The following is a 16,459-nucleotide window of genomic DNA, read 5'->3' on the forward strand; positions in this document are numbered from 1 at the left end:
ATGATTAGAAACCAATGTTTACTCCAAAAGTGTATACCTTTTGAATAGGATAATATGCCCCTCTAGCTGCATTTGCAAATGCTTCTGGATCTAAATTCTTTACTTCGGATAATATAAATAGGTTTTGTCCTGAGGCATAAATACGTGCATTTTCTATACCTACTTTACTTAAAAGGTTTTTGGGTAATGAATAACCTATTACTAGATTTTTTAATCTTAGGTAATCACCATTTTTCACCCAAAATGTAGAATATTTATTGTTATTGTCCGAACCTCCTGCTACAGTGCTAGGGTATTTACCCTTAATCCATGGAGAAGAGGTATCATAAATGTCTTCATGTCTCCATCTATCCATATAGAAGTCAAATGAATTAGCGCCATTGAAGAAAGGACGTTGTAGTTCTCCATCATATGAGATGTTAAAATGAGCTGCTCCAGCAAATAAGGCTGAAAGATCAAAATTTTTGTATTCTAGACTAAGGTTTAACCCGTATTGAATTTGAGGGAAAGCACCACGGCTAATAAATCTTCTGTCATCATCATTGATCACACCATCACCATTGATATCTTCATATTTGATATCTCCCGGGCGTAAGGAATGGTTGGCACGACCATCTTGTACAGGAGAGGTATTGATTTCTTCTTGAGATTGGAATTGACCAAGAGCTACATAGCCTAGACCGATATTGTTCCATCTATTTGTTCTTTTGTCAACATAATTGCTCCAAGCGCTACCGGCTGGTGGGTCGATTTGGAATCCATTCATTGATCTTGAGTAGGCAAAGTTTGGCGAAACATTCAGTTTTAAACCATTTATAGTTTTGTTTAATCCTAATTCTATTTCAAAGCCCCTTGTATTGTCCTCGTTGAGATTTTCTAGTGGAGTAAATGCTCCAGATACAGAAGGGTATGTTGCATTTCTAGTTGCTGTTAATCCGGATCTATTTCTACGAAATATATTAAATTCCCCAGTTATCATATTGTCCCATAAGCCAATTTCTACCCCTAAATTATGCATAGCGCCTGTCACCCATGTTAGGCTAGGGTTTGCAAGCTCGCCTATTCTGAGACCATTGACAGGTGTTCCTGAAGAAAATAAATAGCTCCCGCTCGGATAATTATACCCTGATAAATAGATAAATCCACCAAAGCCATTGTCATCTGGCATTTTTGCCCAAGATCCCTTTATTTTAAGATTATTTATTTGTGGTACATTAAAAAATGATTCGTTTGATACGATCCAGCCTGCCGACACAGAAGGAAAGAAACCAGCGTTATTGGGGAATTTCCACGAATAATCGTATCTACCTATCGCTTCAAATAAATATTTTCCTTTATAATCGTAATTCAAACGAGCCGCATAGCCCAAATAAGCTTCTTGATAATTTTTGCTTTCGCCTAATGTTTGATTAAGTACGTCTCCTTTTCCCAATTGATCAAGTGCATCTAAAGAATAGTTTCTGTTTACGTAGTATCCAAAACCATTTTTCTTTGTTTTATGCATTAGGAGTAATCCCTTAATATTGTGGTCTTGTGCAAAGGTATTTTCATAGTTTAGCGATAATTGTAAATCAATAGGAATGCCTTCTTGATAATTATTATGGCTAAGTGTAGTTGGGTTGTTAACATTGGAAACAATATCATACATATCAGCTGTTTCATTATAATTATATAATGAATATTGTTTGTTCCAAGTTTTTGAATTATAATTTACGTACTCGTAATTAAGATTAGCTTTAGCAGACAAACCCTTCACGTAGGGGAGTGAATACTCTAAAGTACCTGATGCATTCATTACAGCCCAGGTGTTTCTATTGTACCCAGCATTGCTGCTAGACATTGCTAGCGGGTTGCCCGAAGGTACGTTCGTTGTCCCAAAATAGTCTGGATTATTATTTGCGTATGGCTTATAACTTGGATAAACGCGAGCTACAGTTTGTAGTATATTGAAGTCATTTCCCGTAATTCGATAAGGAGGAGCATTGCGGTTTTCAAGTCTACCACTTAAGTTAATTGAGGCTTTGAAATCCTTATTGATTTTGAAGTCAATGTTGCTTCTTAAATTATATCTTTTGAAGTTAGAATTGTCGCTTTTTATATTTCCACTTTGATTAAGAACGCCACCAGATATAAAATATCTAGCATTATCACTACCTCCACGAACGCTTAGATTAATACTATTTTGTGGGGCGTACTCATTAAACACTAAATTATACCAATCTGTGCTTTCATAATTTAGTCCACCTTCTTTCCATTTTTGAGCCTCCTCTTTAGTATAGGGTAAAGAAGAAGATGATCCAGAATTTATGGCTGCTTCGTTTTGTAGCTCTATATATTGACCAGCATTCAATAAAGTTGGATAAGGGATAGCGTTCGCTTGTGTTCCAGAGTATGCGTCAAACGACAAAGTAGGCTTAGATGAGTTTCCTCTTTTTGTAGTGATGATAATAGCTCCATTTGCAGCCCTAAAACCATATATGGCAGCAGCGCCATCTTTTAGGATACTGATTGTTTCAATATCATTAGGATTTATCTGATTGATGTCAGTTGGAACACCATCAACAATAGTCAGAGCTGGACCTAATCCCCTAATATTAATATTGGCGGCGTCACCACCGGGCTCACCACTTGTTTGTTGAAATTGAAGTCCAGGCAATCTACCTTGTAAGGAATTGCTAATGTTAGCAACAGGAGACTTTACAATTTCTTTACCACTAACTTGTGCAATAGAACCAGTAACTGTAGCTTTTTTTTGTGTTCCATATCCAACGACAACGACCTCAGTCATTGCAGTTTCTTCTTCTTTAAGGGTTACGTTAATGATGCTTCGGCTGTTTACTTCAATTTCATTTTTAATATATCCTAACATACTGAATACTAGCGTTCCGTTCCCCGATGGAACTTGTAAGGAGAATTTACCATTTGCATCAGTAGATGTTACTTGTGTAGAAACGCCTTTAACAGAGACGGTGACACCTGCTAATGGCCCCTGCGCACCAGTTACCGTTCCTGTTACGGTTTGTTGACTTTTTTCAGATTCAATTTTTGGCAAACTAATTTTCATTTGATTTGCATTTGTTTTTTCACGAATGACTATAGACTCTCCATCTATATAATAATCGAGATCATTCGAGCGTAAACTTTCTTTTAAAGCACTCTTTAAAGGAGTGTTCCGCAGGGATACTGAAACAGGAGTTGCATTTTTTAAAATGTTGGCATCACAGATTATAGTGTAGCCAGTTTGTTTTTTTATCTCACGAAAAATTTCTACTAAGGATGCATTGTTCTTAGAAAAATTAACAGTCTGCGCATTAATGCTAGCCTGACTCCCCAAAGTGAAAACAAAAACAAGTAAAAAAATGAATTTCATAATTAATAGATTTCTGAGCGGAATAAATTGTATCCGCCAATGAGAATAGAAGTTAATTTTCATTACTTTTAATTGGTTGTTAGTTCTAAAAAATTGTGTGTAAACGGTTTTTTGAATTAGAATCTAGCGGGAAAGCTCCACCTTTTCCGCTTTTTTCTTCTTGAATTGGTTGATAATCGTGTTATCGTGTTACAGTTACTTTTCTGCCATTAATATTTATTTTTAAATTATTGTTAGTTAGTTTTATTAATTTTAGTACCTCAGTAAAGTTTTCTTTTCGTTTTATTGATCCCCAAAGTTGAATATCATCAGCGTTTGGATCTACCTTAATATCAATATCGTACCATCGTTTGATTTTTTCCATAGCCGTTGAAAGCTTCTCGTAATTAAAGAGGAATTCGCCGTTTTTCCAAGCTATATACTCACTTACATCCACATTTTTGACAGAGAGTGTTCCATTCGTATTTGTAGCATGTTGATTAGGCGTCAGAAGAACTTTATTCTTTTTTAAGGTTTCAATTTCTACTGACCCCTCCACTAATGTGACAGAAGGATTTGTATTACTATATTCGTTTACATTGAATTGTGTACCTAAAACCTCTATAGTTTGAGTCGGTGTTTTCACCAAGAATGGTTTAGTTTTGATGGTCTTAACATCAAAGTAGGCTTCACCCTTTAATTGTACATTTCGGGTGCTCTGTGTAAATTTTATCGGATAAGTTAATTCACTCCCTGCATTTAAAAAGACTTTTGTTCCATCTGAAAGGGTGATTTGAAATTCTTTACCATTAGGAACCAGCAGTGTTAATAATTGGCTTGATTGTAGTTCGTCATCACTTAGTAGTTTGGTACCATCCTCGTATGTTATTCCCTCACCAGTTACAATACCTTGTTTATCTCCATTAAGGGGTATCGTGGTGCCATTGGCCAATTTCAGTAGGGCGCCTTTTTGACCTGCTATAAAATTTTCAACCGTTATATCAGTTTTGACCGCTGGAGATTTGTAGTTTTGCATGGTATAAAACCCAATTAATAACAATATGCAGGCTGCAGCATATATTATGATTTTGAATACGACATGTTTTCTCGACGGTTTTTCTCTTATCTTTTCCAGAATGGATTCAAGGATTAAATCCTGATTTTCGGTGTTGAGATCATCGTATTCATTTAACATATTTCCTGCTACGGAAGGATCTTTCAGTTCCTCTAATAACTGATTAAGTTCTGGGTGTCTTTCAAGAAGCTCCAAAAGTTCATTTTTATCCGCTTGGATATTGCCTGAGCCAATAAAGTGACGCTTTAGTAAATGCGTTATTTTATCAATATGATGCATGAAATGAATTTAAATAATTGTGTTATCAATGGGTATAACAACTTGAAAGGTAATTTCTTACATTACAAGGTTAATTATTTATTAATTAACCGCAAACAGTTGATTAATAGCTATATAATTTTATTAAAGGGTAATAAGAAATTCTAATATTGGATTTTTGCCAATCATTTTTTTTAATGAGGCGATAGCTCTCGATCTATTTGTATAGACAGCAGATTCACTCATTTTTAGGAGTGCACAGATCTCTTCAATAGACTTTTCCTCGATAAAAGTTAATCTTATAATTTGTTGCTGTTTTTCTGGAAGTTTTTGTACTTCTTCAAAAATACTTTTAAGTAACTCTGTTTTAACGATCTTATCTAAAATATTAGAATCAGATAATATTTCATTTTCTAACGAGTTAACATCAATGTTTTCGTATTTAAACGAGGCTTTTTTTAGCTGGTTTAATGTAAGATTTTTGCTAGTAACATATAGAAATGAACGTAAAGGCTCTATAGCCAAGAATTTATGGCGATATTCCCACACTTTAACAAATGTTTCAGCTACAATATCTTCTGCAGTTTGCTTTTCTTTTACATACTGCATTACAAAGTAGAGTAGAGGTTTATAATAAATTTTATAAAGCTCCTTTAATCCATTTTGATTATTATGATATAATTGATCTACGATATTGCTATTGTCCATCTGACAAGCTTAATTCAAAATTTCTTTAATAAAACTATTTATTAATAGAAATATTGTCAATCTACGAAAGATATAACAATTATTAGAATTAATAAGTTAAAACAGAAGAGATGTGAATGAGTGTAAAGAATATTTTATAAAAAGAAAAAGCGACTCTTTTGAAGTCGCTTTTTTGTAGCCCGTAGGGGAATAATACCCATTGAGCATTAGTCTTATTTTCAATGTCTTACAAACCTTCTGTTTCCCTACTCACCGAATAACTCACTGGTTTGATGTATGTTTTAGCTGCAATTACTATTACATAAATATAGGGATTTTTTAGCGATTTAATTAACTGTTAAACTTTATTTTGAACAGTTTAAGGGTTCGAATCTTATGAACTTGACTTAAAGAAAGTAGTGAACTATTTTACCCTTAAGTCAATAAATGCTTATGATACAAGTTGTTGATAGTCTGTATTTCTAGTTCAACCTTTGTATTCGAAATTCGCATCAACTTTAGTCCTGAATCTTTTGAAGAACCGCTGCTGTCTTCTGTTTAGAATGTCTTTCATGCATCTCGATATCTTCTTCAAGGTTCTGATGTTTCCATCTTTTTTTGTTGATTTTCAGTTTTCTAAAAATAGTGAACGGAAGAATAATTTTGTTCAACTATTCTGGTCAGACATTATTCAAAAAAAACAGCAAATAAGACTTTGTTTTCGGAGATAAACACGTCTAAAGGCTGGTCGGTAGATCAAGCTTCAATATTTCGTCGTGAAAAGATTGATAATTATATTATTAGGATGGAGGTGCTCCCCCTGGTGAACCTATCTCACCTGATAAAAGTATTCTGTTAGGCTTATTTGAACTTAGTTTATCAATAAATTCCATATTGGTCCATCCAAGTTTTTACCTTAAAGATATATTACTCGGCTATTGCATAAGTGATTTTAGTTTCATTGGTCTTGTAATATCAATTCAATCTTCCTTCCCAATTACTTGATTAGTAACCATCGGTTTTCTTCTTTCTAAATATCCCTGATGTTGATAGAAAAGAAAACCTCTGTTAACTTTTGATAAGAAGAAAAATCTTTAGATATTTTTTGAAACTACTCGATAGGTCACATATGGCTTTGGCCATTCATCCTGGTAAGAATCGGCTTTATAATAGAATTCTTCCCTTACAATATATGCGAATTGCATATTATTTTTCTGCAAAATATCCTTAAAAAAAGCAGTATCGATAACAAGATAGTTTGAATGGGGGATCAAATGTAAGTGATGGTTAAATGTTTCCCGTAATCCTGACATAAAGTCCGCAGCTTTCGCAATGGGCCGTTCCTTAGAAAAATAGAATATACCATCCGTTTTAGGTTCCAATCTTAATCCTGAACCCAATAGAGGATGTAGTAACACAAAAGGGTTGAAGATGCGATAGTATTCCCATATATGATGAGTCGGAATATTAAGTTGAGCTGTTAGCGGTTGTAAACCTGAGATTGCAGGTTTCCGATTCCTTGCAGAATAGCCTAAATCATTATCCAAAGATCCAAATTCGTTGAGGGTTCGAATTTTTGGATACAAAAATCCATTGGCATGAATTTGATCATAGATTTGGTCTGCATTTCCAATTAATGTTTGATTTGATGGGTACGCAAATGCAATTGTTTTTTGTACGTAATAGGTCTCAGCCGAATAAAAGTCTTCACCATGATGAAATACAGCGTTCATCGATAAAATAGTGTTATCTCCCGACGCAATAAATGCTTGGTTTAATTCTTCGGATAAATCCGGATGCGCATCTCCTGATTTTATTAAAGCCACATGAAACTTTGGCCACCATTCCGGTTTACGTTGCGGGGAAACCTCCCATATAGAATAGTCTATCGGCAAAACTTTTAATGTCAGACGGAAAAACGTCCCTATGTCAAGTAACCCCATATCATAAAGGCTATCGATAATTTTAAAGAATGTCGATTTTAAGATTTCAGCAAAAATAGTATTCCTACCAATCATTACTGTAGTTCCCCTATTTTCATATTCTTCATCTTCAGACTGGTACACCAATCCCATTTCCTCACAACGCTCTTTATACATACACAGCCACGCCCTCCATACTGAAAATGGACTACGGTCTTCAATATCATCCAAAAAATCGAGATAAGAAAGTGTCAGGTTTCTGCCAATCAAATTTTTGAAATGATCGAGATCAATTTTGGGAGGTGCAGAATTAATGGCGACAATAAGCGGCCTATCTATATATAATGGAACTTTCAATATCTCGGCAATACGCTCAAGTAATAGATCTGTCGCCATACATCGAATTTTTAGTAATATACCCAATCGTAATTGCCCCAGATGTTTAAACGTTAATGACTGCTGATTCTGTAGTGAGCGTATGATTACTAACAAGCCATAACATGCAATAGATTCCAGCTTACAGGATTCTAGCCAAGAATAGAACATTGAATGAATCTCTCCCGATTTATCATTACGCAGAAGTTCTGATATTTTTTCTGCAGCAGTAGATTTTACTAATGGGCTCATACATTCCAAACGACGCAAGAGTAAATCAAACGGTTTAATTTCTTTTGGTTTAGTCCAAAATTCAGGAACCGGTAGAGCCACATTAGGAAAAATGCTCGCGAGAGTATTTAAATAGAATTTTACATACTCTTCAGCACGTTGTATCTGCCCTGCATCAACAAAGAACTGGATACTTTTGGGAATTGGAATTGAATAATTCTTTTGGTCACCATATCGTAATCCTGAGTTACTCACAGTCCATTGATAAAACTCTTCTCTCCTGTGTGGAAAACTTTGATTAACCTCCCGCCAAACAGTACGAGCGTCTTCCATACGAAGCATATAATTACTGTTCCATCCCCCAATAGCGATCATTTGCCAGCACAAACAATCAAAGGCCAGCGCCTTGTCAACTTTCAATGCGTAGGGATATAATATATTTAATGTTTCTTTTCCTATATCCCAAGGTTTATCACCCAACACACTTTTAATTTCTTTTAAAATTTCTAAAGTTGAATTCGGCAACTTTCGTAACCAGAATTTTGCCCAAAGATTAATAAAATGTCCTTGGTCAAATCTTGTAAAGTCTTCTTTTTCCTTTCTGTCTAATAGGATCTTAGCTAAACTGCCTGGTATTACGGACGTGTAGGATTTGTCATTTGAATTCTCGCGTTTATATGATGTGGAATTACTTTCTTTCTTCGAATAATTGAGCCCCCCGAATTTTGAGTGAATGTCTGCAATAACTTCGGTCATCTTGGGGTTAACATTTTCACTTGAAATAGTAGAAAACCCAGAGTGGTCTATTGCGGTACATGCTAAAGCAAATGAGACAGGATTATTTAAGTCCAGCGTTTTAAGCACACTAGTCCAGAGAATGTCACTATCAAGGTACTCTCTGGTATCTAATCGATGAAAATAAAAATTATACAACAACTGAATATCATAACGAGCCACTAGTAAGTAAAAAGCAGAGATAAAATGCCTTGTTTCATCACCATCAGTAAGCTCTTCTATATAATAAACAAATGGCATTAACCTATTCAAATATTCACCTGTTTCGGATGATCCAGAATCAATAAGAACCTCTATGCTCTCTATGATATCATGGATGAACATATCTTTATGATAACCATAGGCCAAAATATTTTCTGCGGTTAGATAGAGAAGTTTAGGCAAGTGCACGCCATTCTGGAAGTCTTTGTACAGTAAAGTTAGGCCTACTAGGCTTTCCGTTTTGTCTTTGAATGGTATCAGCTCTTGTTGAAGCTTGTCTAGTTCTTGTTCCAAGAAAAAATCCAAAGCTTCGTCGGAAATTGACACCAGCTTGCTTTGTACCAGATCAAATAACTTATTTTGATAATACCATTTATGATGAAATAAGAGATCGAGCTCTGCTTTGGTCAACTCAGGTTGATTTCCGTTTCGGATGTTCGTAACCTGTGTTAACCATACTGTTTCTTCTATAATATAGGGAACAACTGCTCTTCTAAGTTCATAGATTTTAAAATCATATGAGAAGTCCAATTCTGGAAGTTCGTCAAGATGCTGGAGTACATCATGAAGTTTTATTCTTTTCTTCTCTAAAAAAGATCTCCCCAAAGTTGAAGCGATTCTAGCCACAATTTTCGCCAGTTTTACGGGCCAACGTTCCGAAGCATTATTTAAGAATTTATTGATAGTTGTTTTGTTATCAGCTAAGACGTTAAAAAAGGCAGCGTCGAAAGTGCGCTCAAACAGTTTTATTATTTCTATACTTTTTGAGGAACTATAGTATTCATATTCGTCAGGGAATTCCTCTTGACTAGGAAAATTAGATAATTTCGCTGGTTTAAGTCCTGAATAAACAGAATAAAAGTTCATCATTCGATGAGCTTTTAGGTTTGTTCTGGTTATGACTTCTATCCATTGATAAGAGCCACTCAACATATCCCGTCGCATGAATACCTCCAAAAGTGCTACACGCTCTGATGGTTTTAGTCTCAGTCTTAGTAATGCATCTATACGTTCTCTATTATTAGCTTCGTCTGCCAGCAGGCAACTTAGGTAAGCTGAAAAGTATGTGGAGGCTTCGCTTGATTTACGGAATTGTTTGAGAAAATTGAAGACCTTCTTTGTCGGAATATCCGGAAAAGCGACCAATACTTCTATCCAGTTTAGAGTTAGTTCTCTTTGATCAGAATTGCGGTCTTTGTAAAGTTCGTTCATCCGTTCCATTGCCTCCAAAGGAATATCGTTTACAATCCCCCTATTTTTAAGACTTATCAATATCTCTTTAACTTGGTAATGGGTCAACTTTGAGAAGTCTGGATATGGTATTGCAAGATTGGGCTTAGACCGAAAAGATGTAATCCAAAGCGTATTAAGGCACTCAGCCATGTTAAATGTACGATTTGAAAAGTAACTGGAGACAACGGAAAAGTAAATTACCTTGTCAGCACGTTTATTTTCGAAAGCTGCTTTAGCTGCAAGGTCTAATATCTTTTGAATCTGAAACTCATCGCGACAATCAAGATAACTGTTTATGATCCAATCGTGGCTTAACGATAAAAGAGGTGCAGGATTATTCAAATAATATTCAATTTTTGATGATTCTGCCCATCTCAAAGATTCTTGCGCCGGATTTTGTAACCATTCCCTGATGACCCTATAAAGTGCTGTCTGCTGTTCTTTTAATTCTGGTTGACCATTCATAAAGACCTGAAAACTGTTATGATAAACTGAGATTCCAGACAACTCTATACGGATCAAATGAGATATATCCTTAAATGCTATACTTACATCGGCTGGATATTTGGTCAAGTGGGCTGCTAGGGAAAAAAGTTGTTCCTTGTGCAACTTAAAATCTAATGCAGTTATTGCATAGCAAAGACTCTGTGCAAGCTCCGAAAGAGAATTCCACAAAGCAGCATAATAGTTTGAAATATCATTACCATATGGCTTTATTCCCCTAAGCTCATAGCTTGAAAGATTTCTGCCATTATTGCTAATCTCCGTAATTATGTATCTTAGGTGTAATGGGTTTCCAGCGGTTAATTCATAAAGTGCGTCCGTACTCTCTCGAAAGTACTCTTTATATTTTCTCGCAACATCAGGAAATGCCTTTCTTACAATTTTTGCAACCTGTATCCTGTTAAGGCCTTTAATTTCAGTCCAATCAGACTTGGGAGCATATTGTTCAACAATTCTTGGAAAACAAGGAGTTGCCATCTCTTGTGTTCCGAATATTATCCAAAAGCCTTCCTGTGGAAATATAATATCATTTAAGAATGATACTAAAGCGTCCCGATTTTTACCTTCCCTAATAACGTGGTCAAGTCCATCTATGATAAGAATAAATGCGGTTCCTTGATGACGGTGATATTCCGCAATTCGATCTATAAATGCTTTAATAGCGATATATTCTGTATTTATTTCACCGAGTTCCCTAATCACTGTGTTCTTTTGTTTTTTAAACTCAGCTTTAAGGGCTTCTTTGACCCGATCCGAGTTAAGTCGCTCTGCAAAGGAGGAGTCCTTAGGGTTTAGGTGGTAATGGTGCCTAAAGACCATGATTCCGTTTTTCTTCAACGTGGAAAATAACTTTGACAAATAAGTACTCTTACCGCAGCCGGGTTTTCCAGTAAAGACCTTTATACCTCCTTTGACATCTTTAAGCTCGAACAGCAATTTCTCATGAAATCCCCTGTCAAAGAATTCGAAATCGTCAGGTATTTCAAAATTTTGATTTAATGGCCTTGGGTTGTCCCATGAAAGACAACTTCGTATTTCTTCAAGCGTGAAGGTTTTAGGAAACATGGCGCGTCCCTGGGAGGAAATGTAGAGTAATAGGCTATCGACACCAGCTTTGGTCACTTTCAGCTCTTTATACAAAATTTCTCTTAGCGTTGATTCAAGTTCTTGGATGCCTGGCTGATTGAACTTAAAGTCAAAGTTTCTGAAAAATCTTTCCAAATCTTCTTCAGAAAACTTATCTGTCAGCTCTTTATAAAAATCCGGGTCGGCGTTTGCGATCTTTCTTTTATCCAATTTACAGTCGGACAAGCATTGGGTTATATCTGCTGAGATATTTCCATTGCTTTGTAAAGAAGATTCTGTCGGCCCAAGTTTGACAAGTGCTAAGTATGAGCTTATCCATTTGAACAATCCTTTTGTTTTAAGTTCCCCAAAATCCCATAAATCCCTTTCGGGATGTTGTCGATGTTTAAGTTGAAAATATTTGGTTATCCCGTCGGTTCTAGTGACGACGACGTCATCAATTGCAAAATACTTTTCCTTTATCAGATTTGGCGTAAACTGGATTTGTATTTGAGTATATGCCCTAGGATTAAGAAGCCAGTCCACACAGTGTTTTAGCACGTGTAGGTTCTCATAGGTATAGCCAGATCTAATGGAACTGTTAGGATTAATTTTGCTCATATCTATTGACCAAAATAGTGAATTTCTATGAGACATTGTTAAGAATGAAAGTTTAGATTCAAATCAGACTTAGCCACGTAACGTTGTATTTATATTGAAATGCTTTATTTGAGAAGGATTATTTATCATGATTTCAACCAACAAAACTATAATGGAGGACTAAAAGCCTTATAGTAAGCGTGAATGATTTTCGTACCTTTGAATAATTTCAAATAAGTATAAACCGATAATGAAAATAGGGAGAAATGATCCATGTCCATGTGGTAGCGGTAAAAAATATAAACAATGCCATTGGTCTGAAAACACCCAGTCTGTAAAAGAAAAACCTGTTGCGGAAAGACACTTCTTAAGTGCTTTTGATACAACTGACCTTGTAAAGACATTTGCTGCATTAACCATCTTGCCTGAAAATCACGGCAAAAATATAAGGCTGGAAACATTAGTTACACAAAGTATCTTACACCGCGCAGGCTCAAGAATGATTGTGACAGTAGACACGTTGAAAAAATACGTCACCAAATTTCAGCCTGAGAATGCGATGGAAGAGCTTCCCGTAACACTCTTCACTGAAAATGTTGTCAATGAATTTGGTAACAACATTATCTTTCCCGGAATAACCGAATCTGGCAGTTTTATGCTTACTAACCTTATGGCAGCTATATTCCATCTTCCAGGGTTGGATCTTCCTGCAAACTTCCTTGAAGAAATGCGGCAAGCGTCCATGGTATTGTTGCACCTGTCTCATAAAATTGCTCTCAGGATGGGCTACAAACGGTACATGCTCTCTCGCCCTACGATTAAGGAAATCTATTTTCCCGAACAAGATATGCTGGCAAATGCTAAACAGGCGGTGACTTTTACTCTTGAGGAGATGGCTGACATCTTAAAAAGGTTCCGCATCGACAAAGACACACTTAACAAGTTTTTGTTAAACCCGACTACTTTTAAAGTTGATGAAGAAGAAAATTCACCGATCGTACATCGACCTATCTTTGCTAATGGCATTGATTTTACAATTGCCTCACCAGCCACATTAAGCCTTGCACTAACCAATTTTATTTGGGAAGAAGCCGCCAAACAAGGGCTGATGACTAAAGTTAATAAAGCCTACCATTCTGTGGTATGGAATAATAGCAATATGTATCTGCAACAGCTCGGCTTCAAGGTTTTTGGGCATAAGGATATTAAGTTGGTAAGCGGAGAAACCCGTCGTGAGGGGCTTTACAAGTTTGATGAGGATAAAATTGCATTGATTTATTATGCTTTTGATGATGGCCGTAACTTCAATAATCCACGGGGTGCCAATATGCATATTCAAGAATTATCTGAAAGAAGAAATGTTCTTGCCAAAGAGATCCTTGCTCTACCAGAATTCAAGGATTACAAGCTGCTCGACATCATTATCTACTCCCGGATTGGCAGGGATTTGATGCTTGCCTATATGGCAAATGATCATTCCGAATCCATTTATTTTAGTCCGTTTGATATATCGGTGCTGGCCGAAGCCAAAGATATAGATGCTATTGATTTGTGGAACTTTGCGATATCCATTAAGGAGATGACAAAAGACGGTTTCAAAATCAGCTTGCCGCATATCGATCTGTTCCAGGTTTATCGTGATCATGGTGACGTGTTATTTTTAACGGATGACCACAAAGCTATGCAATTTATCCACTTTGGTGATTCTGTTAAATTGATCCATGAGGCATTGCTACATAAGGATGAACATGCTGAACCAGTCTTATATGAAAATCACGAGATGTGGATTCCAGTAAGAAAAAACGGCCCTTATGCACCGGTGTATTTGGCTCCAACTGAAGTCTCAGAAAGGTTGGTGTTTTACCTCAATTGCTTACCTGTGCCTGTAAATATTTCTCCAACCAAACCACGCGCTGACGTTAAGCCAGCACTCCGGAATATGTATTGGCAAGTCAATGACGCAATTGCTTACTGGATCTGGCAGGCTGCCCCATACATTGCTGATTATCTCAAAGCACTGCCCTTTGCACCCATATCACTGCAGTTCGAATTACTGGATGAAGAGAAATTTGAGAGTATAGAACGTGATTATAAACGCAATGCTAACTTTAGCTCAAATTTTTCAATCAATGCTGATTCCAGCGTAATTTATGTCGGCATTCCACCTGAGATACTTCCATATCTCTACGGTGCGGATAATGAAGGTGAACGTGTTTTATTATCCAAAATACTAAATGGCTTTAATCAATTACTTGCCTCCAACAAATTACAAGAGATTTCAGCGGATGAGGTTTCGGTTATTGTAGATAAAGCTGCTCTCTTGAGCAATAAGAAAAAAATATTTCTCGTGGATTCCGGTAATAAAATGTTGTTAGACCAACACCAATTGGCACCACAACGTTATGTTCAGTTACATAATTCAAATACAATCATCCGCGGTTTTGTAGAAGGGTTAGGTGAAAAATGTCCTCCAGTTGGCATAATTACGGATAGAAAAATACAGGATGATACTTCATTTACAATCGTCCTTAAGCAACTTCTGCCTAAACTTACAGCGACATTAGCACAGTACAATTCAAAAGAATTACTAAAGGAATTAATTGGTTTAAATGAAAGTCTAATCTGGAAGCGGGAAGAAATAAGACTTCAAACACCTACACGCATTGCCTGTTTTGTTTCTATTCATCAACAAATGGTGGATCTTAAAAAGCAAGTTGGCGAACTTGGTCATACGGCTACAGCTGTAAGATGCCTCATTGAACATATTACTGCCGAACCATATATGGGTACGGCCATTATTTCCAAGACTGCCATTGATGAGCTCATAAGTATCATGGATTTGATTATTGAATGGGGCGGCATTGGCGATGTGGTGAAAAATAAACTTTTTGACACGAAAATGGAAGTAACCGCCGATGGCTGGATTAATTATCATCGGGAAGAATTTGACGAAGTATTACGGCCATTTAACGATAAAAAAATAAAGGAGCATGTCCAAGATTCATTGGATGCTTTTCAACAAGCATTTCCTACTGGTGATGAAGGCCAAGGGAAGGATGTACCTAAGTATGTTGATGAAGCTTTTACAGAAGAAATCGGCATTTCGTTCACCAGGATTGCCGGCTTCATTAATGCACTGGGTGTTATTGCCTATAAGCAAAACACACCTTACGCCACACTTAGTAAAACGGAATTGCTCAAGCAGGTTAATGCTATTGAGCAGCCGTTTTCAAATGATGAGTTTGAGGCTGCAATGAAATATTTATCGCTTTGGAACAGAGGTAAGGTGACAAATACGGCAGGGTTTGAAAACTATGATATATCACCATGGCGGATGAACAGACGCTTATCTTTACTGAGTAAACCGTTGTGCCTTGTAGATAACCTACAAGATAGCAATAATCCTGAAGTGTATTGGGGGCTCCGTCAGGTGATCGATACCCGTACCTATTTGTTTCAGCAATGTACCACCAACCGCCTTAGAGCCGAAGACGGTGGGCCGATTAAGCGGGCTATTACCAAAGTAAATAAAGAATTTAATGATGGCTTGGTTGATAATGTGGAAGCTCGCTTGAAATCACCTGAGTTCATCATGGACAGGGATAGGTTCATCGGCCCCGGAGCAAAATACTTTTTCCAACATGCTGAAGATATTGGTGATATCGATGTAATGATTATTGATCAAAAGGAAAAAATACTTTATAGCCTTGAATGTAAAAATCTGGCTCCAAGCCGTAATTTTAAAGAAATGGTCGAAGAAGTAAATCGAATGTTTGACGAGAGAATGTTGGACAAACATGCTGTAAGACATGAATGGATAAAGTCGAACCTTAAACAATTTGAAGAAAAATATAAAGTTGATTTAACAGGGTTTTCTATCAAATCGTTTTTTGTAACCGCCGAGGAGATGTTGACTCCCCATCTTAAAAATAAAGTTTTACCTGTGCCGATAATAAGTTTATATGATATTGAAGAAAAAGGTATTGAAGCACTGAAATAAATAAACGATGTGATTTTATGTAAGCTATTGCCGCATTAAAAGGGTACAGAATGTAATTTCTTTATTCACTTCATTATATCTTAAAAAACCAAAACAATAATAATTGATACCACCATATCGGAACTGCTTATGGAAAAAGGAATCTCATTTATTAGGTGACACAT

5 protein-coding genes are annotated in these 16,459 nt (G+C 36.3%); 1 reads left to right on the top strand and 4 read right to left on the bottom strand.

The features are described from left to right. Positions 1 to 4: 4 nt before the first annotated feature. The 4 genes from IPZ78_RS10940 to IPZ78_RS10955 form a co-directional block, all read right to left on the bottom strand. Positions 5 to 3,370, bottom strand: coding sequence for a TonB-dependent receptor (locus IPZ78_RS10940; protein ID WP_225553608.1), 3,366 nt, complete (start codon positions 3,368 to 3,370; stop codon positions 5 to 7). Positions 3,371 to 3,551: 181 nt separating this feature from the next. After that, the gene (locus IPZ78_RS10945; protein ID WP_225553610.1) at positions 3,552 to 4,703 is read right to left on the bottom strand and encodes a FecR family protein; all 1,152 of its coding nucleotides are present in this window, start codon (positions 4,701 to 4,703) and stop codon (positions 3,552 to 3,554) included. Positions 4,704 to 4,826: 123 nt separating this feature from the next. Beyond that, positions 4,827 to 5,390 (bottom strand): RNA polymerase sigma factor, encoded by a 564-nt coding sequence (locus IPZ78_RS10950; RefSeq protein WP_225553612.1) that lies wholly within the window; start codon positions 5,388 to 5,390, stop codon positions 4,827 to 4,829. A 1,073-nt stretch (positions 5,391 to 6,463) separates the two neighbouring features. Continuing rightward, complete coding sequence (locus IPZ78_RS10955) at positions 6,464 to 12,316, bottom strand: ATP-binding protein (RefSeq protein ID WP_225553614.1); 5,853 nt, start codon at positions 12,314 to 12,316, stop codon at positions 6,464 to 6,466. Between the two features lie 229 nt (positions 12,317 to 12,545). Between IPZ78_RS10955 and IPZ78_RS10960 the strand changes: the two genes are divergently transcribed. Further along, complete coding sequence (locus IPZ78_RS10960) at positions 12,546 to 16,295, top strand: SEC-C metal-binding domain-containing protein (RefSeq protein ID WP_225553616.1); 3,750 nt, start codon at positions 12,546 to 12,548, stop codon at positions 16,293 to 16,295. The last annotated feature ends 164 nt before the right edge of the window (positions 16,296 to 16,459 follow it).

Source organism: Sphingobacterium bovistauri, assembly GCF_020295405.1.
In the GTDB taxonomy this organism is placed as follows: Bacteria; Bacteroidota; Bacteroidia; order Sphingobacteriales; family Sphingobacteriaceae; genus Sphingobacterium; species Sphingobacterium bovistauri.

Bases quoted from the DNA above. Each gene is read 5' to 3' on its own strand.
- IPZ78_RS10960 (WP_225553616.1), top strand. From the start codon at position 12,546: ATGAAAATAGGGAGAAATGATCCATGTCCATGTGGTAGCGGTAAAAAA.
- IPZ78_RS10945 (WP_225553610.1), bottom strand. From the start codon at position 4,703: ATGCATCATATTGATAAAATAACGCATTTACTAAAGCGTCACTTTATT.
- IPZ78_RS10950 (WP_225553612.1), bottom strand. From the start codon at position 5,390: ATGGACAATAGCAATATCGTAGATCAATTATATCATAATAATCAAAAT.
- IPZ78_RS10940 (WP_225553608.1), bottom strand. From the start codon at position 3,370: ATGAAATTCATTTTTTTACTTGTTTTTGTTTTCACTTTGGGGAGTCAG.
- IPZ78_RS10955 (WP_225553614.1), bottom strand. From the start codon at position 12,316: ATGAGCAAAATTAATCCTAACAGTTCCATTAGATCTGGCTATACCTAT.